Source organism: Miniimonas sp. S16 (genome assembly GCF_057748195.1).
This window is the reverse complement of sequence record NZ_CM173242.1, coordinates 3,302,113-3,326,350: the sequence shown is the minus strand read 5'-3', so window position 1 is coordinate 3,326,350 and position 24,238 is coordinate 3,302,113. Positions and strand designations below refer to the sequence as shown.

Annotated in this window: 18 protein-coding genes; 6 read left to right on the top strand and 12 right to left on the bottom strand. The window is 74.4% G+C overall.

What is annotated here, in order from left to right:
* Positions 1-175: 175 nt before the first annotated feature.
* Positions 176-982, bottom strand: a complete 807-nt coding sequence (gene cofE, locus AC3AQ1_RS14665) for a coenzyme F420-0:L-glutamate ligase (RefSeq protein WP_234417544.1) — start codon at positions 980-982, stop codon at positions 176-178.
* Positions 979-1,986 carry a TIGR03557 family F420-dependent LLM class oxidoreductase gene (locus AC3AQ1_RS14660; RefSeq protein WP_108719590.1) on the bottom strand — a complete coding sequence of 336 codons (1,008 nt, stop codon included), beginning with the start codon at positions 1,984-1,986 and terminating at the stop codon, positions 979-981. The genes cofE and AC3AQ1_RS14660 overlap by 4 nt, the downstream gene beginning before the upstream one ends.
* 68 nt (positions 1,987-2,054) lie before the next feature.
* Here AC3AQ1_RS14660 and AC3AQ1_RS14655 point away from each other — a divergent pair, with 68 nt between their 5' ends.
* Positions 2,055-2,663 (top strand): helix-turn-helix domain-containing protein, encoded by a 609-nt coding sequence (locus tag AC3AQ1_RS14655; RefSeq protein WP_108719589.1) that lies wholly within the window; start codon positions 2,055-2,057, stop codon positions 2,661-2,663.
* Here the strand turns inward: AC3AQ1_RS14655 and AC3AQ1_RS14650 are convergent.
* Complete coding sequence (locus AC3AQ1_RS14650) at positions 2,576-3,391, bottom strand: DUF1028 domain-containing protein (RefSeq protein ID WP_108719588.1); 816 nt, start codon at positions 3,389-3,391, stop codon at positions 2,576-2,578. The genes AC3AQ1_RS14655 and AC3AQ1_RS14650 overlap by 88 nt on opposite strands.
* Positions 3,392-3,510: 119 nt before the next feature.
* Here AC3AQ1_RS14650 and AC3AQ1_RS14645 point away from each other — a divergent pair, with 119 nt between their 5' ends.
* From AC3AQ1_RS14645 to AC3AQ1_RS14630, 4 genes are all read left to right on the top strand, one after another.
* On the top strand, positions 3,511-5,082 hold the full coding sequence (locus AC3AQ1_RS14645; RefSeq protein ID WP_108719587.1) for an ABC transporter substrate-binding protein: 1,572 nt from the start codon (positions 3,511-3,513) through the stop codon (positions 5,080-5,082).
* Positions 5,083-5,179: 97 nt separating this feature from the next.
* Positions 5,180-6,148, top strand: a complete 969-nt coding sequence (locus AC3AQ1_RS14640; protein WP_234417543.1) for an ABC transporter permease — start codon at positions 5,180-5,182, stop codon at positions 6,146-6,148.
* The gene (locus AC3AQ1_RS14635) at positions 6,145-7,098 is read left to right on the top strand and encodes an ABC transporter permease (RefSeq protein WP_108719586.1); all 954 of its coding nucleotides are present in this window, start codon (positions 6,145-6,147) and stop codon (positions 7,096-7,098) included. Before AC3AQ1_RS14640 ends, AC3AQ1_RS14635 begins: the two co-directional genes overlap by 4 nt.
* A complete protein-coding gene (locus AC3AQ1_RS14630) occupies positions 7,095-8,723 on the top strand; it encodes an ABC transporter ATP-binding protein (protein WP_108719585.1) in 1,629 nt (542 codons plus the stop codon). Before AC3AQ1_RS14635 ends, AC3AQ1_RS14630 begins: the two co-directional genes overlap by 4 nt.
* Before the next feature lie 49 nt (positions 8,724-8,772).
* Here AC3AQ1_RS14630 and lysX read toward each other — a convergent pair whose 3' ends face one another.
* From lysX to pnuC, 9 genes are all read right to left on the bottom strand, one after another.
* The gene (gene lysX, locus AC3AQ1_RS14625) at positions 8,773-12,147 is read right to left on the bottom strand and encodes a bifunctional lysylphosphatidylglycerol synthetase/lysine--tRNA ligase LysX (RefSeq protein ID WP_108719584.1); all 3,375 of its coding nucleotides are present in this window, start codon (positions 12,145-12,147) and stop codon (positions 8,773-8,775) included.
* 64 nt (positions 12,148-12,211) lie between these two features.
* Positions 12,212-13,933 carry an AMP-binding protein gene (locus tag AC3AQ1_RS14620; RefSeq protein WP_108719583.1) on the bottom strand — a complete coding sequence of 574 codons (1,722 nt, stop codon included), beginning with the start codon at positions 13,931-13,933 and terminating at the stop codon, positions 12,212-12,214.
* Entirely contained in the window at positions 13,920-14,543 is a 624-nt protein-coding gene (locus AC3AQ1_RS14615) for a hypothetical protein (RefSeq protein ID WP_159096585.1), read from the bottom strand. The genes AC3AQ1_RS14620 and AC3AQ1_RS14615 overlap by 14 nt, the downstream gene beginning before the upstream one ends.
* Positions 14,540-16,288: a DUF58 domain-containing protein gene (locus tag AC3AQ1_RS14610; RefSeq protein ID WP_159096584.1), complete on the bottom strand. Its 1,749-nt coding sequence runs from the start codon at positions 16,286-16,288 to the stop codon at positions 14,540-14,542. Before AC3AQ1_RS14610 ends, AC3AQ1_RS14615 begins: the two co-directional genes overlap by 4 nt.
* The gene (locus tag AC3AQ1_RS14605) at positions 16,285-17,550 is read right to left on the bottom strand and encodes a hypothetical protein (RefSeq protein ID WP_139985455.1); all 1,266 of its coding nucleotides are present in this window, start codon (positions 17,548-17,550) and stop codon (positions 16,285-16,287) included. The genes AC3AQ1_RS14610 and AC3AQ1_RS14605 overlap by 4 nt, the downstream gene beginning before the upstream one ends.
* A 1-nt stretch (position 17,551) precedes the next feature.
* The gene (locus AC3AQ1_RS14600) at positions 17,552-19,147 is read right to left on the bottom strand and encodes an AAA family ATPase (protein ID WP_234417542.1); all 1,596 of its coding nucleotides are present in this window, start codon (positions 19,145-19,147) and stop codon (positions 17,552-17,554) included.
* An 88-nt stretch (positions 19,148-19,235) separates the two neighbouring features.
* A complete protein-coding gene (locus AC3AQ1_RS14595) occupies positions 19,236-19,373 on the bottom strand; it encodes a hypothetical protein (RefSeq protein WP_159096583.1) in 138 nt (45 codons plus the stop codon).
* A gap of 150 nt (positions 19,374-19,523) precedes the next feature.
* Positions 19,524-20,612 carry an AAA family ATPase gene (locus tag AC3AQ1_RS14590; protein ID WP_108719580.1) on the bottom strand — a complete coding sequence of 363 codons (1,089 nt, stop codon included), beginning with the start codon at positions 20,610-20,612 and terminating at the stop codon, positions 19,524-19,526.
* Positions 20,609-21,250, bottom strand: coding sequence for a nicotinamide riboside transporter PnuC (gene pnuC / locus AC3AQ1_RS14585; RefSeq protein ID WP_108720257.1), 642 nt, complete (start codon positions 21,248-21,250; stop codon positions 20,609-20,611). Before pnuC ends, AC3AQ1_RS14590 begins: the two co-directional genes overlap by 4 nt.
* Before the next feature lie 68 nt (positions 21,251-21,318).
* On the opposite strand from pnuC, the gene valS reads away from it, so the two are divergent.
* Positions 21,319-24,117 (top strand): valine--tRNA ligase, encoded by a 2,799-nt coding sequence (gene valS, locus AC3AQ1_RS14580; RefSeq protein WP_108720256.1) that lies wholly within the window; start codon positions 21,319-21,321, stop codon positions 24,115-24,117.
* Positions 24,118-24,238 lie beyond the last annotated feature (121 nt).

Below are 24,238 nucleotides of genomic sequence, written 5' to 3'. Positions count from 1 at the left end.
CCTGGCTACCGGGCCGCGCCGAACGCCGCGTTGTGGTCACCGGCTCGCGCCGAACGCTGAGATGTGGTCATCAGGGAGCCCCACGGTGACCGAAGCCCAGCGCTCGGCGCAGCCGCTTGACCGGAACCCAGCGCTCGACGTCGCCGCATGACCGAAACCAGCGCTCGGCGCCACGTCAGCCGAGCGGCTGCCCGGCCCTCCCGCGCTCCCACGCCTCCCGCGCGCCGAGCGCGAACAGGTCCTCGGGCCCGGTGCGGTTGAGCGACCGGGCGCCGGGGCCGTCGTCGGTCGTCACGAGGTGCCCCACGCCGCGCAGCACCGCGACGGGTCGCCCGCCGGTGGGCCGCTTGAGCAGGTCCGCCGTGGCCGCGATCTCGTCCGCAGCCGCCACGACCGTCGCCTCGAGCGCGCGCCCGGCGTCGTCGGTGCTGCCGCGCAGGTCGTCAAGCACGACGATGCCCGCGGCCCCGATCGCGAGGTCCGTGATCCCCGCGCGCCACGGCCGGCCGGCCGAGTCGGTGAGGACCACGCCGGGCCGCACCCCGCCCAGGCGCGCGGCGAGCCCGCGGCGCAGCCGGCGCGCGGACTCGTCGGGGTCGACGGGCAGCAGCAGGATCGTTCCGGGCAGCGTGTTGGAGGCGTCGACGCCGGCGGCGGCCATCACGATGCCCTGCCGGTTCTCCACGATGCGCAGCGGCGGACGTCCGTCGTCGTAGGCGCGAGTGGCCACGACGCGCACGCTCTCGCCGTCGATCGCCGCCTCGCGGTCGGCCGCCCGCACCAGGCGGCCCTCCGCCTTCGAGACGATCTTCGAGGACACGACCACGACGTCGTCGCTCCCGATCCCGACGCTGCCGTCGGGCCAGCGCAGGTTCGCCAGCACGGGGGTGAGCACCGCCGCGAGGTCGACGCCCGACGTGATGGTGGGCACGCCGTCGGGCGCCACGAGCTGCAGCGCGCTCGTGGCGGGCAGACCCGTCACCGGTGGAGCTTCGGGAGCACGTCGCGGCCGAACACCTCGACCCACTCGGCCTGGTTGCGCCCCACGTTGTGCAGGTACACGCGGTCGAAGCCGAGGTCGACGTAGCGCTGGATCTCGGCGCGGTGCACGTCCGGGTCCTCGGAGATCACCATGCGGCCCTCGAAGTCCTCGGGCCGCACGAGCTTGGCCATCGCCGCGAAGTCGAAGGGCGAGCGGATGTCGCCCTTGGGGAACTTCATGCCGCCGTTCGGCCACTGCGTGACGGCGTTGTCGAGCGCCTCCTCGTACGTGGGCGCCCAGGACAGGTGCAGCTGCAGCACGCGCGGCATCGTCGAGGGGTCCTTACCGGCCTCGCGCGCACCGGCCTCGAACTTCTCGAACAGGCCGCCGATCTTCTCCAGCGGGGCGCCCACGGTGATGAGGCCGTCCACGGTCCGGCCCGCACGCTTGGCGGTGACGGGACCGGCGGTCGCGACGAGGATCTCCGGCGGCACCTCGGGCATCGTCCACAGCCGCATCGACTCCAGGTGAAAGAACTCCCCGCGGTGCTTGACGTCCTTGCCCGCGAGCGAGCCCGTGAACAGCTTCTGGATGATCTCGATCGCCTCGAACATGCGGTTGATCCGCTCCGGCGCCTCGGGCCAGTACCCGGCCACGACGTGCTCGTTGAGCGCCTCGCCGCTGCCCAGGCCCAGCCAGTGCCGGCCCGGGTACATCGCCGCGAGCGTCGCCGACGCCTGCGCCACCATCGCCGGGTGCCAGCGCATGCTCGGGCACGTCACGCCCGGGCCGATGTCGCCGCTCGTGCGCTCCCCCAGCGCCGCCAGCACGTTCCACACGAACGCCGCCTCGCCCTGCGCGGGCACCCAGGGCTGCACGTGGTCGGCGGCCATCACGCCGGAGAAGCCGTGCTGCTCGGCCTGAGCCGCGAGGGCGACGATCTCGTTCGGGGGGAACTGCTCGAGGGCGGCCGCGAGGCCGACGGTCAGACCGGTCGAAGGCATGTCCCCATCCTCGCACCGGCGTGCCCGACGGCGCCCCTCGAGTCGCTGCCCTGGCTAGGCTCCCCATCATGAGCGGACAGCCCACGTCGCCCGAGCGCGTCGAGGATGAGGACGCCTCGCTCGTCGTCATCGGTCACACCGTGCGCGTGGAGCGCAAGCGCCGCGGCTGGTCCGTGGCCAGCCTCAGCGAGCGCGCGGGCGTGAGCTTCGGCCTGCTTTCGGGCCTGGAGCGCGGACAGGGCAACCCCAGCTATCGCGCGCTGCACCGCATCGCGGCCGCCCTGGAGATCCCCACGACGAAGCTGCTCACCGCCGACAGCGCCACCGACCTCGTGGTCCGCGCCGGAACCGGACGGCTGCTGCCGGTGGACCCCGCCGCCCCCGCGCACCAGCGCGTGCGCCGCGAGCTGCTCACCCCGCACCAGCAGACGACCCTGCAGCTCATCCGCTCGACCATCCCGCCCGGCTTCAGCAACGAGCACAGCCCGTTCCGCCACCTCGGCACCGAGGTCGTCACCGTGGAGTCGGGCCGGCTTCTCGTGGTGCACGGCGAGCGCCGCGCCACGCTCGAGGTCGGCGACAGCGCGACCTACGGCTGCTCCACGCCCCACTGGTGGGCGAACGAGTCCGACGGCGTCACGGTGGTCCTCGGCGCGGTCACCCCGTTCGAGGGCTGAGCCAGGTCGCGCTCGCGCAGCGCGAGAAGGCGCGCGAGCGCGCCGAGGGGATCCTCGCCGTCGTCCACGCGCAGGTCGAGGACGAGCTGGGGCGGGGCGATCGACACCGGCTGCACGCGCGCGACGAGCAGCGCCGCGGACTGCCGGCCGCGGCGGTCGCCCCCGACGCGCTCCCCCGCGCGCAGCGCGTCCAGCAGTCGCCGGCCGAGCGCGGCGGCCGCGGGGTCGTCGGCGTCGGGCGCGCCGACCGTCATCCCGTCCGGATGGACGGCCACGCCCGGGGCGGGCACCGCGGCGTCGGTCGCGACCCGCACTGGCGGCCGCGGGCGGTGGAACGCCTCCACCATCGCGTCGAGCACGTCCGGTCCCGCCAGCAGGTTCCCGACGGCGAGCCACCCCTCTCCCGTGCGGTGGCCCGCCCAGGGGGTCGTCTCGGCACCGGTGAACACGCCGACCGAGCCGTCGAGACCGACGGCGCCGACCTGACGGAAACGTGCGCCGCCGTCGCGAGCGACGGCGAGATCGACCGCCGCCGGCGCCCCGACGCCCGCGCGCAACCTCTCGAGCACGAGCGCGCGCAGCACGCGGTTGGTCCAGGCCTGGCTCACGACGACGCCGGCAGCGGGGTCGAGCCCGGGCACGCCGGCGCCGACGGCGAGCGACCGGGAGGCCGTGGCCACGCCGAGCACACCGAGGGTCCGGTCGAGCGCGAGGAACGAGAACGTCATGCCCGCCCTTCCTCATCATGTGACGAGTTGGTTACGAGGTGCGCCGAGACCTTGCCTCGCCTCCACGATCGTGTCACATTCTGATCAAACAATCATCTGACCGATGGTGGGAGCCCGACATGATGCGACGAATCCTCACGGCGACGGGTGCGGTGGCTGCGGTCCTCGCGCTGGCGGCGTGCTCCGGTGGCGGTGACGCCGTGGACATCGACGGCTCGGCCGATGCGACCGCGGCCGAGGGCGGTGGCAGCGACGGCGGCAGCGGCGGCAGTGATGACGTCTTGATCGCCGCGATCGGCGGCGAGCCGGACCAGCTCGACCCGCACAAGTCCTCGGCGTACTTCACGTTCGAGGTGCTGGAGAACGTCTACGACACGCTCGTCGAGCCCGACGACGACCTGAAGATGCAGCCCGCGCTCGCCGAGTCCTGGGACCTGTCCGAGGACCAGCTGACGTGGACGTTCCACCTGCGCGACGGCGTGACGTTCCAGGACGGCTCGCCGTTCACGTCGGCCGACGTCGTGTACTCCTACAACCGGATCATCGACGAGGACCTCTCGCCCGCGTGGCGGTTCTCCGCCGTCGAGAGCGTCGAGGCGCCCGACGACGACACGGTCGTCATCACGGTGAGCCAGCCGACGCCGAACCTGCTCTCGAGCCTCGGCTCCTACAAGGGCCTGGCGATCGTCAAGGAGGACAACGTCACCTCGGGCGACATCACGACGGCGCCCATCGGGACGGGCCCGTTCAGCCTCACCGAGTACGTGAGCGGCGACCACATCACGCTCGAGGCCAACCCCGACTACTGGGGCGGTGCACCGAAGATCGGCGGGGTCCGCTTCACGTTCATCTCCGAGCCGGCCACGGCGCTCGCGGCGCTGCGCAGCGGCGAGATCGACTGGACCGACACCATCCCGCCGCAGCAGGTCGAGACCCTCGAGGGCGACGCGGACGTGACGTTGGGCGTGGGCCCGAGCAACGACTACTGGTACCTCGCGCTCAACCAGCACCGCGAGCCGTGGAACGACGTTCGGGTGCGCCAGGCGGTCGCGTACGCGATCGACCGGGACTCGATCCTGCAGGCGACGAGCTACGGCACGGCCGTGGCCAACCAGCTCGCGATCCCCGAGACGTCCGGCTGGTTCACCGCGTACGACACCTACAGCTACGACCCCGACAAGGCCCGGGAGCTGCTCGCCGAGGCCGGCGTCACCTCGGCGACCATCGACATGCTCGCGACCTCGGACTACCCCGAGACCTCGACGGCGTCGCAGATCATCGCGGCCAACCTCGCCGACGTCGGCATCACGATGAACATCCGCACCCCCGACTTCGCGACGTGGCTCGACGAGCAGAACACCGGCAACTTCGACATGCTCATGATGAGCTGGATCGGGAACCTCGACCCGGACGACTTCTACTACAGCCAGCACCACTCCGGCGGCGGCTCGAACGCGCAGGGCTACTCCAACCCCGAGGTCGACGCACTCCTCGACGCCGGCCGCACCGAGACCGACGAGGCTGCACGCAAGGACATCTACGCCCAGGCCGCCACGAAGATCGCCGACGACGCGAGCTACATCTACCTTTACAACCCCGCCGTCATCCAGGCCTGGAGCCCCGACCTGGTCGACTACGTGGCGCGCGGCGACAAGGCGATCCGGTTCCGCGGCGTGTCGTTCGCGCAGTGAGCGTGAGCGAGGTGTCCTGACGATCACCGCCGGGCGCGTGTCCCGCGGGCCGACCGGCCCGTGGGACACGCAACCGGCTCGAGCACCCGGGAGCGCCGTGCCCGCCTTCCTCGCCCACCCCGTGGCACGCTTCCTCGCGCGCCGCGTCGTCTACTCCGCGATCGTGCTGCTCGGTGTCATGGTCGTGACGTTCTCGATCGTCCACCTCGTGCCGGGCGACCCGGTGCGGATCGCGCTCGGCACCCGGTACACCGAGGAGGCCTACACCGCCCTGCGCGCCGCGTCGGGTCTGGACCGCCCGCTCCCGGCGCAGTTCGTCTCCTACGTCGGGAGTGCGCTGACCGGCGACCTCGGGGTGAGCTTCCGCACCGGCCAGCCGGTCGCGGTCAGCCTCGCCGACCGGCTGCCGGCGACGGCGTCGCTCGCCGTCGTCGGTCTCGTCATCGCCCTCGTCATCGCGCTACCCCTGGGCATCTGGGCGGCCCTGCACGAAGGGCGCGTGTCCGACGCCGTGATCCGCGTCGGCAGCCAGCTCGGCGTCTCGGTCCCGGACTTCTGGCTCGGCATCCTGCTCATCACGCTGTTCGCCGCCACGCTCGGCTGGCTGCCCTCCAGCGGGTACACGCCGTTCCTCGAGGACCCCGGCGGGTGGCTCAGCCACGTGCTGCTGCCCGGGCTCACGGTCGGGCTCGTGGCGGGCGCGATCATGACCCGCTACATCCGGGCCGCGGTGCTCGAGGTGGTCTCCATGTCGTACGTGCGCACCGCGCGCTCGAAGGGCCTCCCACCGCGGATCGTCACGCTGCGCCACATCCTGCGCAACGCCCTCGTCCCGGTGCTCACGATCGCGGGCATCCAGCTCGCGACCATCCTCGGCGGCGTCATCGTGGTCGAGGTGGTCTTCGCGTGGCCCGGGCTCGGCCGCCTCGTCTACGACGCCGTGGCCGCGCGCGACTACCCGCTGATCCAGGGCGCGGTGCTCCTCATCGCGGCGATGTTCCTCCTGGTGAACCTCGTCGTCGACGTGCTCTACGCCGCCATCGACCCGAGGATCCGGCTCTCATGACGCTCGTCGACCCCTCCCTGCCCGACCCGCTCCCGCACGAGCCGGGCGTCGCCGAACCCGCCGACGGCGCCCCGGTGCCCCCCGAGCCCGCCGGCCGCCTGTCCGCGGTGCGGCTCCTGGCGACCAACCCCGTGACGGTCGCGGCCGCCGTCGTGCTCGTCGTCGTCGTGGTGCTCGCCGTGCTCGGCCGATGGATCGCGCCGTACGGCGAGAACGAGGTCGACGTCGTCAACGCGCTGCAGCCGCCGTCGGGCGCCCACTGGTTCGGGACCGACGAGCTCGGGCGGGACGTGCTCTCCCGGGTGGTCCTCGCCACCGGGGTCTCGCTGCAGGTGGCCCTCGTGTCGGTGACGTTCGCGTTCGTCGTCGGGGTGACGGTCGGCATCGTCTCGGGCTTCACCCGCGGCTGGCTCGACACCGTGCTCATGCGCCTCGTCGACGTGATGTTCGCCTTCCCCGTGCTGCTGCTCGCCCTGGCGATCGTGGCGGTGCTGGGGCCCGGGCTGCTGACGACCATGCTCGCGATCGGCGTCGTCTACACCCCGATCTTCGCCCGGGTGGCGCGCGCCTCGACGCTCTCGGTCGCCGTCGAGCCCTACGTGCAGGCCTCGCGCACGATGGGCACGCCGTCGTGGTTCACCCTCGGCCGGCACGTCCTGCCCAACATCTCCGGGCCCCTCATCGTCCAGACCTCGCTCTCGCTGGCCTTCGCGATCCTGTCCGAGGCGGCGCTGTCCTTCCTCGGGCTCGGCGTGCAGCCGCCGTCGCCGTCGTGGGGCCGCATGCTGTCCGAGGCCCAGGGGTTCCTCGGCCAGGCGTGGTGGATGAGCGTGTTCCCGGGCCTGGCGATCTTCGTCACCGCGCTCGCGTTCAACCTGCTCGGCGACGGGATGCGCGACGTGCTCGACCCCAAGCAGCGCACCGTCATCGAGGCGAGGAGGAAGCGATGAGCCCCGAGACCGCCGACGGCCCCGTCATCGAGGTCACCGACCTGCGGGTGGCGATCGGCCGCCGCGAGATCGTGCACGGCGTCTCGTTCGCGCTGCACCGCGGGCAGACGCTCGGCCTGGTCGGGGAGTCCGGGTCGGGCAAGTCGATGACCGTGCTCGCGGCGACCGGGCTCCTGGACGCCCCCGCCTCGCGCGTGACCGGGTCGAGCGTGCTGCGCGGAGCCGGCACCACGCAGCTGGTCGGCGCCTCCCCGCGCACGCTGCGCGCGGTGCACGGCAACGAGATCGGGTTCGTCTTCCAGGACCCGTCCACGTCGCTCAACCCGCTGCTCACGCTCGGCCGGCAGATCACCGAGCCGCTCGAGGTGCACCGCCACCTGACCCGGCGCGCCGCGCGCAGCCGCGCGCTCGAGCTGCTCACCGCCGTCGGGATCCCCCACCCCGAGACGCGGCTGGACGGCTACCCGCACCAGCTCTCGGGCGGCCAGCGCCAGCGCGTCATGATCGCCGTGGCGCTCGCCTGCGACCCCCTGATGCTCGTGGCCGACGAGCCGACCACGGCGCTCGACGTCACGACGCAGGCCCAGATCATCGAGCTGGTCCGGGACCTGCAGGAGCGCACCGGCACCGCCGTCGTCTGGATCAGTCACGACCTCGGGGTGATCGGCCAGGTCGCCGACGACGTCGTCGTGCTGCGCGAGGGCGCGGCCGTCGAGCAGGCGCCGATCCTCGACGTCGTGGACCGCCCCCGGCACCCGTACACCCGCGAGCTGCTCGCCGCACGCCCCGTGCTCGGCCACCCCGGCCCCGCGCCGGCGGACGCCGACACGCCGGTCCTCCTGCGGGCCGAGGAGCTCGACGTGCACTTCCCCGTGACGACGCCCACGGGCCGCTCGACGGTGCACGCCGTGGACCACGTCTCCTTCGCCGTGCGGCGCGGCTGCACACTCGGCATCGTCGGGGAGTCCGGCTCGGGCAAGTCGACGATCGCCAACGTGCTCACCGGTCTCGTCCGTGCATCGTCCGGCTCCGTGCACCTCGAGGACACCGACGTGCTCGCGGCGCGCGGATCAGCGCTGCGCGCGCTGCGCCGGCGCATCGCGATGGTGTTCCAGGACCCGTTCTCCTCGCTCGACCCGCGGGTCCGGGTGGACGGCGCGATCGGCGAGCCCCTGCGCGTGCACCGCCTCGCGGCGCGGCACGGCGGGCGTGACGCCCGGGTGCGCGAGCTCCTCGACCTCGTGGGCCTGCCCGAGGCGTTCGCGTCGCGCTACCCGCACGAGCTCTCCGGCGGGCAGCGCCAGCGCGTCTCGATCGCCCGCGCCCTCGCGCTCGACCCCGAGGTCGTCATCCTGGACGAGTCGACGGCGTCGCTCGACGTCTCGATCCAGGCCAAGGTGCTCGACCTGCTCGCGGACCTGCAGCGCGAGCTGGGGCTGACCTACCTGTTCATCGCGCACGACCTCGCGGTGGTGCAGCAGATGAGCCACGACGTCCTCGTCATGCAGCACGGCCGGACGGTCGAGCAGCGCCCGGCCGCCGCGCTCTTCGAGGCGCCCGAGGCGGACTACACGCGCCGGCTGCTCGCGGCGATCCCGCCCGCACGCCCGCGCGTGGCCGGCTGAGCCCGCGGCGTCGTCCACTCGGCGACGACGGACGACGGCGAACCCCGCGTCAGGTGCGGCTCTGCGGCTTCGTGAACGGGAACGTCAGGGTCTCCCGGATCGTCGCGCCCACGACGAACATGTAGCACCGGTCGACGCCCAGCCCGAGTCCGCCCGTGGGCGGCAGCCCGAACTCGAGCGCGGAGAGGAACTCCTCGTCGATCTCCATCGCCTCGGGGTCACCCAGCGCCGCGAGCATCGACTGCCGGGTGAGCCGGTCCCGCTGGTCCACGGGGTTGACGAGCTCGGAGTACGCGGTGCCGAGCTCGGAGCCGAACGCCACGAGGTCCCAGCGCTCGGCGAGGCGCGGGTCGGTGCGGTGCTCGCGGGTCAGCGGCGAGGTCTCCTTGGGGAAGTCGGTGTAGAAGGTCGGGAACGTGGTCTGGCCCTCGACCAGCTCGTCGTACAGCTCGGCGACGAGCAGGCCGTGCGTCTCGTCGGGGCCGAACGCGATGTCGTGGAGCTCGCACAGCTCGCGCACCCGCTCGATCGGCGTGTCCGGCGTGACCTCCTCGCCGACCGCGCGGGAGACGGCCTCGTGGCACGTCACCACGGGCCACTCGACGTCGAGGTCGATCTCCGAGCCGTCCGGCGCGATCGCGATCGGCCGCCCGTGCACCGCGACGGCCGCGGCGATGATGACCTCGCGGGTGAGGTGGCGCATCACGGTGTAGTCCGCGTACGCCTGGTAAGCCTCGAGCGAGGTGAACTCGGGGTTGTGCTTGTAGTCCACGCCCTCGTTGCGGAAGTTCCGGCCGATCTCGAACACGCGCTGGAAACCGCCCACCGCGAGCCGCTTGAGGAACAGCTCGGGCGCGATGCGCAGGTAGAGGTCCATGTCGTAGGCGTTGATGTGGGTGAGGAACGGCCGTGCGTTGGCGCCACCGTGCACCGTCTGCAGGATCGGCGTCTCCACCTCGAGGTAGTCGTGCGCCGCGAACACGTCGCGCATCGCCCGCACGGCGACGGACCGCCCCACCAGCAACCGGGTGGGCGCCGCGTTGAGCGCGAGGTCCACGTGGCGCAGCCGGGCCTTGGAGTCGGCGTCGACGAGGCCGCGGAACTTGTCCGGCGGCGGGGTCAGCGCCTTGGACGCCATGGTCCACGCGCTGGCGTGCAGCGAGAGCTCCCCCGTCCGGCTGCGGGTGACGTCCCCCGTGACGGAGATCGTGTCGGCGAGGTCGACGGTGCGGCGGAAGAGGTCCGGCCGGGACTCCGCGCGGTCGGCGGTGACGATGACCTGAAGCTCGCGGGAGTTCTCGCGGAGCACGGCGAACACCACCCCGCCGAGGTCGCGCAGCCGCACCACGCGGCCCGCGACCGACACGTGCTGCCCCAGCAGCTCCTCGGTCACCTCGCCCACCTGGTGCGTGCGCGGGACGCCGACCGGGTAGGGCTCCATGCCCGCGGCGCGCAACGTCTCGAGCTTGTCCACGCGCGCCCGCTGCTGGTCGGTGAGGCGCCGGGCGGGCGGGTCCGGCATGCGCAGCCGGGACTCCTGCTCGAGCACGGCCGCGACCACCTCGCGGCTCATCGACCGGTTCAGCTCGGGCGCCCGGTCCCGCCGGCGCGTCCAGCTGGGCCCCTCGGGGACGAAGCCCTCGGCACGCCCGTACGCGATGAGTGCCGCGGTGCGCTGGCTGACCGTCCCCGTCGCGAGGTAGCGCGTGAGCCACTGCGGGTCGTACTTCTGGTTGGACTTGTAGAGCGAGTCCAGCTGCCACCAGCGCGACCCGAGGAGCAGCACGCGTCGCTGCAGCCGGGCTCCGAACGAGGCGCCGACGCGCTCGCCCTGCTCGAACACGCCGCGCAGCATCGCGAAGTTGAGCGAGATCTTCTCGACGCCGAGCGCCCGGCCGCGGGTGGCGAGCTGGGACACCATGAGCTCGGTGACCCCGTTCACCGCCTCGGGCGAGCGCCGCATCACGTCCAGCGAGACTCCCGTGCGGCCCCACGGCACGAAGCCGAGCACGCCGCGCAGCCGCCCCTCGGCGTCGTAGGCGGACACGATGAGCTGGCGCGGGTCACGCGGGTCGCCGAACCGCGACAGCGACATCGAGTAGCCGCGCTCCTCCCCGTGCCGCCACTCCTCCGCCTCGTGCACGAGCTGTGCCAGGTCCTCGGGGTCGATCTCCGCGGCGCGAGAGATCCGCACGGTGTAGCCCTCACGATGCGGCTTCGCGATCGCGTGCCGCACGGGCGCGAGGGCGGGCGCGTCGAGCGAGAACGTCCGCGTGTCGATCACCGACTCGTCCCCGAGCACCACCACGCTCATGCCGAGCTTGGCGTAGGCCCGGGCACCGCGCTCGCTGAGCGCGGTGGCGGCGGGCACCCACCCGTACCGACGCACGCGGTCCAGCCAGTGCGCGATGGCGTCGTCCCAGTGCTGCGGGTCCCCGATCGGGTCGCCCGCCGCGAGCGCCACGCTGCCGACCACGCGGTAGGAGACGGCGGCCTCTCCGTTCGCGGAGTACGCCTCGGACCGGTCGTCGCGGGTCGCGAAGTATGCCAGGGAGTCCTCGCTCGGGTACTGCAGGAGCAGGCGCCGCGTGTGCAGCTCGTCCTCGAGGTCCTCGGTCGCGTTGCGGGAGCGCCCGCGCAGGAACACCACGATCGCGGCGATGAGGGCCAGCGTCGAGATGACGCTGGCCACGAGAACCAACCAGTGCGGGCCGTGCGCGTCGGTCGCGAACGGCGGTTCGTGCGGCGACGTCCCGGTCGCCACGGACAACGCCCAGTTCACCCGGTCCGCGGTGTCGTCGCTCGTGTCGTCCATCACGTCGAGCAGGAGGTAGGAGACGAGGACGGACACGGCCAGGCCGGCCAGCAGCACGAGCACGGCACGCCACCAGGCACCGGGTCGGACCCGGGCCACGAACGCGCGGCGCGCCGAGATCAGGATCACCGCCACGACCGTCGCGAACACCGCGCTCGCGATGGCGACCGTGGTCGAGCCCGTGTCGGCCGTGTCGTCGAGCACCGAGCCGCCGATGCCGAGGCCGATGGCGACCACCGCGCCGACGACCGCGGTCGGCACGACCCACACGAGCACGATGAACCAGAGCGCCGCCCGCAGTCGGCGCATCACCGCGCCGGCGATGACCGCCGTCAGCACCACGGAGAACAGCGTGGGGTGCGGCAGCGAGACGAACCCGAGGGTCATGTCGATCGCGCGAGTGAGGCGGGGCGCCGCGGGCCGCAGGAGGAACGACACGAGCATGACCAGGCTCGCGACGACGAGGACGCGTCCGGTCCAGACCGCGACGCCCTCGGCCCACGGGCTCGGCGGTGCCGCGAGACGGTTCTCGTTCTTCGTGGCGCGAGGCTCGGGGTGGGGGTCGGCGGCCCCGTCCGCGTGCGGCGCGCCGACGTCCGTCTGGGTCATGGATCCTCCGTCCCGATGTCGGGCAGGCCGATCGTACGGGTGAACCCCCCTGCCACGCGCGCGTTCACACCGCCCGGTCCGCGGCCGAGAACCGCCGCGGCTTGCCCGGCGGGAACGCGGCCACGGTCGGCGCGAGGGTGAGCTCGACGTCGCGCCCCAGCCAGTCCGCGACGGCGTCGCGCGCCTCCTCCGCACCCGCTCGGCCCACGCCGGGGCTGGGCAGCGCGAGCAGCGTCAGGCCGCCGTCGGCGTCCTGGTGGAGGTGCCACGCGAGCAGCCCGCACGCCTGCAGCAGCTGGGTCGCCTCGACGGACGGCCGCTGCCGGCCCGCCGCGTCGCGGTACAGGACGACGTGGCGACCCTCGAGCGCGACCAGCAGCACGCCGTCGGACCCGCGGCGCAGGGCCGCGGTGTCCCCGGTCCGGTAGCGCAGCAGCGGGAGGTAGGGGTTCTCCTCGACCGTCACCACGACCTCGCCGCGTACGCCGTCGGGGACGGGCCGGCCGGCCTCGTCGACCACCTCGACGTGCACCCGGCGCGGCAGCACGCGGTGCACGCCCTCGCGCGCCTCGTCCGGTCCGGCCCACGCGACGAGGCCGACCTCGCGCAGGCCGTACACGTCCACGACGGGTGCGCCCCACCGGTCCAGGACGAGGTCGCGCGCGGCAGGCGTGAGGTGGGTGGCGCCGTTGACCACGGCCAGCGGCCGCACGGCGAGCCCCCGCTCGGCGAGCGCGAGCAGGGTGAGGAGCGGGAGGGTCGACGTGGACACGACCTGGGGGTCGTGCCGGGCGAGCCAGGCGTCCCGGTCCGACGCCGACGCCCACGCCCGCGGGTCCAGGTTCACGCGGGCCATGAGCGGCGGCGAGGCGAGGCCGACTCCACCCGCGGCGGCGGACGAGCCCGGGAACGCCTGCATGAGCGAGGCGTACGTGAAGGCGCGCTCCTGGTCCACCAGCAGCGCCAGCGCGAGCCGGTCCGGCTCCGCGCGCCACGGCACGCCCACGCGCTCGACGAGCGCGTGCAGCGCGAGGAGGTCGGCCGCGACCGGCACGGGGTGCAGCGGGACGTGGATCGCGGCGCCGACCGAGCCCGAGCTCGACCCCTCGAGCACGCGGTCCAGGGGCACGTCGATCGGCACGTACGACGCCACGTCGCGCACCAGGTCCTCCCGCGAGACGAGCGGGAGGTCGCGCAACGCGCTCGACGGCCCCGTCAGCCCGGCGCGCTCGGACGCGCGGTAGCGGGGCACGACGGCGTGCGCGCGCTCCACGAGGGCGCGCACCCAGGCGGGTTCGCCGTCGGGCGTCGGCGCACCGCCCGAGTGCCGCTCGCCGTCGGGCGTCGTGCTGGTCGGGCCGTCGGGCGGGCCCGTCGTGGCGCCCGGTGCGAGCGAGCCGATCAGCGCGGCCTCGTCCCGGCGTGCGAGGGCCGCGAGGTCGGCGGCGGTGAGCCGGTCCCCCGTGCGGTGCGTCCAGCGCGGCGCCCCGGGCTCGGCGAGGAGCGCGGTCAGGTGCGCCCGGTCGCCGTCGCCCGCCCCGGGCCAGCGCTCGTCGTCGGTGAGGGCGATCGAGCCCATCGCCTCGTACTCCGCGGCGAGCTGGGCGAGCGCTCCCGTGGCGGGCCGTGCCTCGGCCCCGCCCCTGCCCGTCGTTCCGGGAGCCCTGTCCTCCCCATCGCTCGGGCCGCTCGTGCCCACCGGTCCGCGCGCGTCGCTCGCGCCGCCCGGGTCGCTCGCCTCGTGCGCCTCACCGGCGCGGGGAGCCGAGGCGTCAGTAGTTCGCATACTGCGCCGCCGCCTCTCGCGCCCGCTTCTCGGCGAGTGCGCGAGCGAGCTCCTCCGCCCGTGCCCGCTCGAGCGCCACGTCGCGGGCGACGACGCGCTGGTAGCGCGTGCTCGCCGTCGCCCAGGCGTCGGCCGACACGGCCGCGCTCTCCCCGGCCGGCTGCAGACCGCCGATCGCGAGGAAGGCGCGCGTCAGCTCCTCCGCGCCGTCGGTGCGCCACGCGGCGGCCGGACGCAGGCCCTCGAGCTCACCCGCGAGCTGGGTGAGCACCAGCACCGCCCAGGGTGCGGCGTCCTCGGCCGCCGCGCGGAGGGCGTCGCGCACCCCGGCGGTGCGCGCGAGCTGGCGGCCGAGCGCCACGACGGCGCGCCGGTCCGCGGGCGCTGGCGCACCCACGAGGGTGTCGAGGTGTCGCAGCCAGTCGGCGGGCAGCGGTGCGCCACCCAGCTCGACCGCGAGGTCGGCGACCAGCGCGGGCACGTCGGTCTGCGGGGCGAGCAGGTCGACGGGCGCGTCCGCGAGCGCCCGCCGCAGCTCGGCCAGCGACGGCCCGGGTACACGAGGCCCGGGCCGGACGGCCTGCGGGATCGCCCCGGAGCGCCGACTCATCGCGCCCTCCCCCACCAGCGCCGCGCAAAGTCGGCCGCGAACGGGACCAGGTCGTCGGCGGAGCTGACGACGTACCGGTCGAACGGCGCGACGTCGGGCGCGACGCGCACCGAGGAGACGTTGAGCACGGCGGACCCGCCGCCGCCCGCGGCCTCCAGCGCACGCGCCGCGATGCCGACGTCCTCGCCCTGGCGCGGGAACATCGTGCTCACCCCGGCGTCGGACACGACCGCGACGTGCACCGGCCCGGTCGGGCGGCGATCGACGCCGTCGAGGTAGGTGCGCCGCAGCACGTGGAGCGGGAACGACGTGCCGCCGCCGTAGTGCGTCATGAGGGCCATCATCGCCTCGTCGGGCCGGCGCACGAAGCCGGGCGTGCTCGCCACCTGACCCGGACCGCTCCAGATCGTGACGCGCACGCTCGCCCCCGCACGCAGCGCCGACAGCGCCAGCACCGCGCCGGCGAGGACCACGGGCGCGAGCGCGCGGGTCGGGTCGGGCATCGAGCCGGAGCTGTCCAGGAACAGGTCGAGGTGCACCGGCTCGTCGGTGTGCTGCGTCGAGGTGTCCTCGTCCATGACCCGCCGCCGGGTCGTGACGCCGGGGAGCACGACCGGGGAGGCGAGCACGGTCGCGGACCAGTCGATGTCGCCGATCTCCTCGCCGGGCTGCCACGGCTCGAGCGCCCCCAGCAGCGGCTCGCTCGCCCGGGCGGTGGGCCGCGCCGGGAACCGGACGAGGTACGGCGCCGCGTGCTCGCGGTACAACGTGGCGGCGACCGCGCGCGGGTCCGCCGCCATCCCGAGCGCCCGCATGGTCTCGGCGAGGTCGGCGGGGGTCGCCCCGTCCCGCGAGCTGCCGACGATGCCGTGCTCGGCGGCCTGCGGGGGCGGCTGCCCGCCCTGGCTCGTGCCGGTGCCGTCCCCGGCCACGTCGGTCTCGAGATCCCCGACCACCGCCGGGTCGAGCGCGGGATGCCTCACGGGGCCGGTGAGCCGGGGATCGGTCGCGATGCCGGCCGGGACGCCGTCGACGCGGGTGACGTCGGAGCAGCCGACCGGGCGCACCGAGGCCAGGTCCTCCCCCAGGTAGGTGCGCACGAGCGCAGCGAAGCCCGCGGCCCCGCCCACGGGGTCGGTCCGGTAGGCGCGCACGAGGCGGGAGAGCAGCAGCGCGTACGCCTCGCGGTCGGCCCGGCCGGACCCGCTCCGCGGTGTGAGGTCACCCGCGGGCAGGCGCCACAGCAGCTCGTCGGCGCGCAGTATCAGATCCATGAGCGGCTCGGGCGCTCCCGGGCCGTCGGGTCGGCGCAGCGCGCGCCACACCGCGGCCATGGACGCGCCGCCGGTGCGCTCGAGCCGGTCGTTGATGAGCATGTCCTGCCAGAGGTTCGCCACGGTGGCCACGAGGTCGGGCTGGTCGATCAGCCCGAGCCGGGTGCGGTGCGCGACGGCGACCCGGGTGCGCGCGTCGCCCGGCGCGAGGACGTGGTGGCCGATCTCGTGCCCGAGGACCGCGACGGCGTGGTCCTGCAGGCCGAACCGCTCGACCTGCACGAGGTCGACGTGCACCCGCACCGCCGCGCCGTCGAACCACGCGAACGACCTCGCCGGGTGGCGCGTGGCGCGCACGTGCAGGACCGGGTCGGCCACGCGCGTGGTCGTGCCCCACGCCCTCAGCGCATCGGGCCAGCTCGCGAGCCATCGCGCAGCCAGGGCGGCCCGTCGCTCCTCGGCGCGGCTCACGCGGGTCGCCGCACGGGGCGCACGACGTCGAGCACGTAGGAGTGCCGCCGGCTCACCAGGAGCACCTCGCCCTGGGCGGCGAGGCCCGTGATCGCGTCGTCCCAGGGCACGCTGCCCACGACGAGTCCGCGCAGGTCGACGTCGGCTGTGTCCGCTGTGTCGGCAGCGCCGGCGGCGTCGGCAGCGCCGGCGGCGTCGCCGCCACCCTCGCGGTCGGCGCCGGACGCGGGGACGAGCTCGGCGCCGAGCGCGTCGCCGAGCACGGTCCAGCGGGTGCCGTCGGCGGTGTCGCGCACGACCCACGCCGCGGGGTGGGGACCGGCGGGCGCCCAGGCCGCTTGGACGACCTGCGGGAGCCCGAGGCAGCGACCACCGTCGCCGCGGAACGTCGGGATCCGGGCGAGCACGCCGTGCTCGGGTGCGCCAGGCCACCACCAGGGGTCGGTCGCGGCGCGCGTCAGCACGCCGGGCACCCGGTCGGCCGGGACGCCCAGCGCGGCCTCGGCCACCGGCCCGGGCAGCGCGCCCGCGGCGTCGAGCGCCGCCGCCCGCAGTCGCACCGCGCCCGACCGCCACGCGCACACCGCGATCGCCTCCCGTGCGCGCTCGCCGGGGTCGGGCAGCCCCGCGAGGCGGTCCGCCCAGGCCCGGGCGGTGGGCGTGGGGGCCAGCACCTCCGCGGCCGCGACGAGGTCGCGCAGGCGGGCGGCCGACGCGCCGCCGACGGCGTGCCACCAGTCCAGCCGCGGGCCCACCTCGCGGACGGCCCACCGTGCCGCAGAACCCTCGCGCCACCGGGCCTGCCCGGCGAGGCGCAGCGCGAGCGTCACGACGGCGACGGCGAGCGCCGCGGCCTGGTCGGTGGCGTCACCGCCGGCCGACGCGCCCGCGGGGCCCGGGGTGCCGGGGACGCCCGAGGTTCCCGACGTGCCCGAGGAGCCGGCCACGGGCCGTTCCCCCGGCGCGCCCGCGGCACGCGTCGCACCGGCCACGACCGACTCCCACGGCTCGAGGTCGGCGACGACCTCGGCGGGATCGCGCACGCCGGCGGCGTGCGCGAAGGCGAGCGCCGCGTCCACCTCGTCGGCGCGGGTGCGCAGCGCCCGCGCGAACGCGGGCATCCGCTCGGCGAGCGAGGGAGGCCGACCACCCGACCCGGGCGACGCCGTCGTGCCTCCCGACCCCGTCGTACGGCCCAGCGGTGGCGACGTCACCGGCTGCGCGGTGCTCGGCGTCGGCTGCGCGGCGCTCGGCGTCGGCACCTCAGCGCACCTCGAGCCAGCGCAGGTAGGAGGAGTAGCGCTGGTGTGCGTACTTGAGCGCGAGCGCGTCGTCCACGACGTGGCCGTGCGGCTTCGTCGCGTGCGCCCACGCCCGCAGGATGCCCTCGATGCGCGACAGGCGACGGCGGACCTCCTCGGCCGGGACGCCGTCGAGCCCGCGGTCGAGCGTCGCGAGGATCTCCCCGACGGGGTCGATGTCGTCGAGCGACTCACGCTCGTACTCGCGGCACGCCGTCGCGAACAGGTCCCGGATCCAGGAGACGCGGTCGGTGCGCAGGGCGGCTCGACCCTCCTCCTCGAACGCGACGGCGTCCAGGTCGGGCTGGAGCTTGTCGTGCAGCACGAACGGCAGCACGGCGGCGACGTCCTCGACGCTCACCTCGGCGTTGCCGCGGAAGAACGCCATCGCCTTGGCGTAGACGACGAGCGACTGCAGCGCGCGCACCGACAGACCGGTCAGCGTCTGCATGCCGATGTCGGCGTACGGGTCGCGCGCGCCGCCGGAGGCCAGGAGGTCGTGCACGTCCACCGCGGCCAGGCGCGCGGTGTCCTTCGTGCGGTACTCCACCTGCCACCCCGCCTCGGGGAGCACCTCGAGCTGGGAGGCGAAGTACTCCAGCCGACGGCGCACCGGCCTCGGGAGCGGAACGGCCAGGACGGCGCGGTGCAGCGCGTCGTGCTCGGCGTGGGAGAAGATCACCGACTCCGGGACGGCGGCCTCCGGGTGGCGCCCGGTCTCGAGCCGCTCGACGAGGTCGCCGAGGAAGCGCGGGTTGAACGAGAGCGCCCGGACGACGACGTCGATGCGGTCACGCAGCGCGTCCACCACCTGGTACGTGCCGCCCCCGGCGTCGTCGTTGGCCGTGAGGTACCACGCGGCGGGCGGCGTCTCGTAGAGCTGGTCGAAGACCTCGACGTAGGAGTCCGCGAGCACGGTGAGCAGGGCGGACTGCGTGCGGGTGGGGATCCGGTTGTACTCGTCGACGATCTTCACCCGCATGCCGAGCCACGTGCGCCAGGCGACGTCGATCTCCGCCAGCGACTCCGCGGCGACGAGGTCGCGCGGCAGCGGCGTGCCGAACATGTCCTGCACGGTCAGCTGCGGGTGACCGTGCTGCACCGCGCGGCGCACCTCCTGCAGCGAGTAGCCCGCGAGCAGGCCCATGAGCAGCGCCGAGGAGGTCTTGCCGCGCCCCGGTCCGCCCACGAGCAGGCACCGGCCGCGGACCGCGAACGTGAGCAGCGGAAGCAGCACGAACGAGGAGTAGGACTGATCGCTCGGCAGCGTGACGCGCAGGCCCGAGTCGCCGATCGGCAGGTCGAGCCCGGGCCGGGTGGGGTCGGTGAACTCCACGTCGTAGTGCGGGGAGATGATCGCGTGGTTGACCATCCAGAAGTAGGCCTGACGCAACTTCTCGTCGAGCCCCTCGACCGTGCCCGCCTCGGCGCCGTCGCCGAACAGCTCGGCGAGCGTCATCGCGTGCGCGGGCGCGGCCGCGGCATCCCCCTCGGCCACGGGTCGGCCCGCTCCCGGGCGGGTCGGGGCGGACGGGACGTGGCCGTGGTCGTCGTTCACGCCGTCAGTCTGCCTGCTCCGGGTCCCCGGCCCGGCGCCCGGGCCGGCGTCCCGGGCCGGCCCGCGGCGCCGCCCCGACGCGCGCGCGTCAGTTCTTCTCCTCGGTCTCTCCGTTCGTGCCGTAGAAGCCCTTGCCCTCGACCGTCTCGCCGTCGGTGGCGGGCGGCTGGGTGGCCTCGTCGTCGTCGCCTGCGAGCTGCTGCGGCTGCGCGTTCTTGATGCGCATGGTGGGTCGTCCTCTCGTGCTGCCGGCCGCCCGGTGCGGCGGCGGGTCGGTGCTCCCAGCATCCTCCCAGGGACCGACATCCGGAACGCCCCTCGCGCGTCGACGTTCGAACCGCACCCGCCGCAGCACCGCACGGCGACGCAACCGCCGCTACCCCCGACCGGGACCGTCCGGCGGCCACGCCCCTGCTCCCGCCACTGCGGCGAAGTCCTCCCCGCCCACCTGCGGCAACGGGTCCGCGAGCGCGCGAGGGGTGGCCAGGAGCGGCTCGACGAGCGCGACGGCCGCCGCGAGCCGCTCCCCCGGGTCGCCGCGCAGCTCCACCCACGCCACCCCGCTCACCTGGAGCACCTCACGGAACCGCGCCTGCATCGCGTGCCGGATGTGCTCGCCGTCGCGCAGCCCGTCCTGCACGAACGGGATCTCGTCGCCGGTCAGGAGGTAGAGGTCCGGCCGGCGCGGCTCGGCGAGCGCGAGGACCGACGGCGAGGGGCCGCCCACGTAGCGCTCGTGCCACAGCGCGGTCGCGAGCGCGTCGGTGTCGGCGACGACGAGCGGGACCGGCGTGCGCCGGGCGGCGTCCTCCTCGAGTCGCGCCTGCTCGCGGGCGATGAGGTCGAACTCCGCGGAGTGCCACGGCGTCGCCAGGCCGCCGGGGCGGATCTCGCTCCAGGTCCGGCCGTACTCGGGCACCGGCGGGGTGCCGAAGTGCTCCTGGAGCGCGAGCGCCAGCGTGGTGGTGCCCGTCGACTCGGCGCCCGTCACGACCACGCGGCGTGCGTACCAGGCGCGCACCGCGGGCGGCAGGGCCCACCACCAGCGCGCGGGATCGGCGCGCACGGCGCGGCCGCTCACGGGGGTGCCGAGCCGACCCGGGTCGACCCGCAGCCACGTCGCACCGAACCGGCGGGCGAGCTCCTCGCCGTAGGCGTCGGACGTCACGACGGCGTCGACGGGGGCGTCGAGCAGGTCCCGCATCACCTGGACGTGCGCCTGCCACGCCGCTTCGCTCGTGTAGTCGACCGGGTGGTCGTCGCGGCCGACCACGACGTGCGCCGTCGGGCACTCCTCGCGCAGCCACGCGGCACGCAGCTCGCCGTCGAGACTCTCCACGTTCGAGACGTGCACCTGGACCGTGACCCGGTCGCACTGCGCGAGGGCGGCGCGGATGAGGGCGAGGTGGCCGACGTGCAGCGGGTAGAACTTGCCGATCACGAGACCGTGGGCGAACTGTCTCACGCGCGCGCCTCGGCGGCTGCGAACCGCCCGCCCGGGTCGCGGGCGCTCGCTCTCGTCCGCGCGGCCTGCCGCCAGCCGACCCAGCCGGAGACGGCGATCCCCGTGAACACCACGTAGAGCGCCGCCGTGAGCCACAGCCCGACGCTCGCGTACAGCCCGACGAGCGCGACGTCGGTGGCCACCCACACCGGCCACGAACCGACCCACCGCCGGTTGAGGAACACCTGCGCGAGCAGGCTCGACGCCGTGGTCACCGCATCCCACACGGGCTGCGTCGAGGCCCCCGTGCTGCGCAGCAGAAGCACGAGCCCCACGGCGACGGCGAGCGCCGCCGGGATCCCGACCCACCACGCGAGGCGAGGCGCCGGACGGACGGGGACCTCGCCGTCGTGCGCCCCTCCGTTCGCTGGGGCGCGGTTCCGGGCGCGCGCCCAGTCGACCCAGCCCGCGACGCCGAGCGCGAGGAACACGATCTGGAGCGCAGCGTTGGCGTAGATGCCGGTGCGCGCGAACAGCACGAGGAAGAGCGTGGAGTTGACGATCCCGACCGGGAAGTTCCACACGGCGCGGCGGGCAGCGAGCAGGACGCACGCCAGACCCGAGACGAAGCCGGCGATCTCCCACCACGTGAACGGCACGCGGGCCACCGTATCCGTGGACAGGACTGCGCTCGGTACGTGAGCGTCGTTCTGGGATGATGGGCACCATGACCGACGCCACCCCGGGCACACCGCTGCCCGCCGCCGCCCTGCCCGACGACGCGCCCACGGGCACCGTCGTCGTACCGGACAAGGTGGGCGTGGAAGGTCTCGAGGACCGCTGGGCTGCGGCCTGGGAGGCCGACCAGTTGCACGCGTTCGACCGCACCGCCACCCGTGAGCAGGTGTTCTCGATCGACACCCCGCCGCCCACGGCGTCCGGCAGCCTGCACATCGGCCACGTCTTCTCCTACACGCACACCGACGTCGTGGCGCGGTTCCAGCGCATGCGCGGCGCCAAGGTGTTCTACCCGATGGGCTGGGACGACAACGGCCTGCCCACCGAGCGGCGCGTGCAGAACTACTTCGGGGTGCGGTGCGACCCGTCGCTGCCGTTCGAGGGCGAGGACTTCGTGCCCCCGCACGCGGGCGGCGCCGCGAGCGTCAAGGCCGCGGACCAGGTGCCCGTCTCCCGGCGCACGTTCGTGCGCCTGTGCGAGCAGCTCACCGCCGAGGACGAGAAGCAGTTCGAGGCGCTGTGGCGCCACCTGGGCCTGTCCGTGGACTGGAACCACCAGTACCAGACCATCGGTGAGACCGCGCGCCGGACGGCGCAGACCGCGTTCCTGCGCAACCTCGCCCGCGGCGAGGCCTACCAGGCGCAGGCGCCGGGCCTGTGGGATGTGACGTTCCAGACGGCCGTGGCGCAGGCCGAGCTCGAGGCCCGCGACTACCCCGGGCACTACCACTCCCTCGCCTTCCACCGGTCCGACGCCGACGGTGCGGCAGGCCTGCCCGACGGCGAGCGCGACGTGGTCATCGAGACCACCCGCCCGGAGCTGCTCGCGGCGTGCGTCGCGCTCGTGGCCCACCCCGACGACGAGCGCTACCAGCACCTGTTCGGCACGACGGTGACGACGCCGGTGTTCGGCGTCGAGGTGCCCGTGCTGCCGCACGAGGCCGCCGAGGCCGACAAGGGCTCGGGCATCGCGATGTGCTGCACGTTCGGCGACCTCACCGACGTGCAGTGGTGGCGCGAGCTCAACCTGCCCACGCGCTCGGTCGTGCAGCGCGACGGCCGCCTCGTGCGCGAGGTGCCGGACTGGATCACGACCCCCGCGGGCATCGACGCGTTCGCCGAGATCGCCGGCAAGACGACGTTCTCGGCGCGCGCCGCCGTCGTGGACCGCCTGCGCGAGACCGGTGAGATGCTGGGCGAGCCGCGCGCCACGCAGCGCAAGGCGAACTTCTTCGAGAAGGGCGACAAGCCGCTCGAGATCGTCACGTCCAGGCAGTGGTACATCCGCAACGGCGGGCGCGAGTGGCAGCTCCCGGATGGAACGATCCGCGATCTGCGCAAGGAGCTGCTCGCTCGCGGCGACGAGCTCGACTTCCACCCCGACTTCATGCGTGTGCGCTACGCGAACTGGGTCGGCGGCCTCAACGGCGACTGGCTCATCTCGCGTCAGCGGTTCTTCGGCGTGCCCATCCCGGTCTGGTACCCGGTCGACGCCGACGGCGAGCCGGACTACGACCACCCGCTCGTGCCGGCCGAGTCCGCGCTGCCGATCGACCCGTCCGCCGACGTGCCCGAGGGCTACACCGCCGACCAGCGCGGCGTGCCGGGCGGGTTCGTGGGCGACCCCGACATCATGGACACCTGGGCGACGAGCTCCCTGACGCCGCAGATCGCGGGCGGCTGGCTGAGCGACCCGGACCTCTTCGAGCGGGTGTTCCCGATGGACGTGCGCCCCCAGGGCCAGGACATCATCCGGACCTGGTTGTTCTCCACCGTGGTGCGCAGCCACCTCGAGCAAGGCGCGCTGCCGTGGCGGCACGCCGCGATCTCCGGCTGGATCCTCGACCCGGACCGCAAGAAGATGAGCAAGTCCAAGGGCAACGTCGTGACGCCGATGGACCTGCTGGTCGAGCACGGGTCCGACGCCGTGCGGTACTGGGCGGCCTCGGCGCGCCTGGGCACGGACGCCGCGTTCGAGATCGGCCAGATGAAGATCGGCCGGCGCCTGGCGATCAAGGTGCTCAACGCGAGCAAGTTCGCGCTCACCGCGGCGCCCGACGCCGAGGTGGTCCTCGACCCGTCCGCCGTCACCGAGCCCATCGACCGCGCGCTGCTGGCCGACCTCGCCGACGTGGTGGACGCCGCGACCGCCGCGTTCGTGGACTTCGACCACGCGCGCGCCCTCGAGCTGACCGAGTCCTTCTTCTGGACGTTCTGCGACGACTACCTCGAGCTGGTCAAGGACCGCGCGTACGGCCGGGGCGCGACGGCGGACGACGGCTCGGTCGACGACCTCACCCCCGAGGCGGTCGCCTCGGCCCGGGCGACCCTGTGGCTCGCGCTCGACGTACTGCTGCGCCTGTTCGCGCCGTTCCTGCCGTTCGCGACGGCGGAGGTGTGGTCGTGGTGGCGGCGCGGCTCGGTGCACGCCGCGTCGTGGCCGACGAGCGAGGCGCTGCGTGCGGCATCCGGGTCCGAGGGCTCGGCGGACGACGGCGAGCTCGCCCTGCGCGGTCTCGTCGCCACGGCCGGGGCCGCGCTCTCCGCGCTGCGCAAGGTCAAGAGCGAGGCGAAGGCGTCCCAGCGCACACCGCTGCTCGCCGTCGTGCTCCTGGCGACGCCCGAGGCCGCGGACCAGGTCTCGCTCGTCGAGGGCGACCTGCGCGCGGCCGGCAAGGTGACGGGCGCGCTCACGATCGAGGTCGGTGCGCCGCAGGCCACCGACGGTGAGGCGCTGAGCGTGGTCGTGACGTCGGCGGAGCTCGGCGAGGCCGCACCCCGCGGCTGACGCCCGGGCCCGGTCCGTACGGACGCAAGCACGCCGACCCGGCTGCGCGTGTACCCGCCCCGGCACGCGGCCGCGCGGTGCGCCGAGTCGCCGTTGTGCGCCCCCGCCCGCGACAATGTCC

Bases quoted from the DNA above. Each gene is read 5' to 3' on its own strand.
- AC3AQ1_RS14660 (WP_108719590.1), bottom strand. From the start codon at position 1,986: ATGCCTTCGACCGGTCTGACCGTCGGCCTCGCGGCCGCCCTCGAGCAG.
- AC3AQ1_RS14655 (WP_108719589.1), top strand. From the start codon at position 2,055: ATGAGCGGACAGCCCACGTCGCCCGAGCGCGTCGAGGATGAGGACGCC.
- AC3AQ1_RS14650 (WP_108719588.1), bottom strand. From the start codon at position 3,391: ATGACGTTCTCGTTCCTCGCGCTCGACCGGACCCTCGGTGTGCTCGGC.
- AC3AQ1_RS14645 (WP_108719587.1), top strand. From the start codon at position 3,511: ATGATGCGACGAATCCTCACGGCGACGGGTGCGGTGGCTGCGGTCCTC.
- AC3AQ1_RS14635 (WP_108719586.1), top strand. From the start codon at position 6,145: ATGACGCTCGTCGACCCCTCCCTGCCCGACCCGCTCCCGCACGAGCCG.
- AC3AQ1_RS14630 (WP_108719585.1), top strand. From the start codon at position 7,095: ATGAGCCCCGAGACCGCCGACGGCCCCGTCATCGAGGTCACCGACCTG.
- lysX (WP_108719584.1), bottom strand. From the start codon at position 12,147: ATGACCCAGACGGACGTCGGCGCGCCGCACGCGGACGGGGCCGCCGAC.
- AC3AQ1_RS14620 (WP_108719583.1), bottom strand. From the start codon at position 13,933: ATGCGAACTACTGACGCCTCGGCTCCCCGCGCCGGTGAGGCGCACGAG.
- AC3AQ1_RS14615 (WP_159096585.1), bottom strand. From the start codon at position 14,543: ATGAGTCGGCGCTCCGGGGCGATCCCGCAGGCCGTCCGGCCCGGGCCT.
- AC3AQ1_RS14595 (WP_159096583.1), bottom strand. From the start codon at position 19,373: ATGCGCATCAAGAACGCGCAGCCGCAGCAGCTCGCAGGCGACGACGAC.
- valS (WP_108720256.1), top strand. From the start codon at position 21,319: ATGACCGACGCCACCCCGGGCACACCGCTGCCCGCCGCCGCCCTGCCC.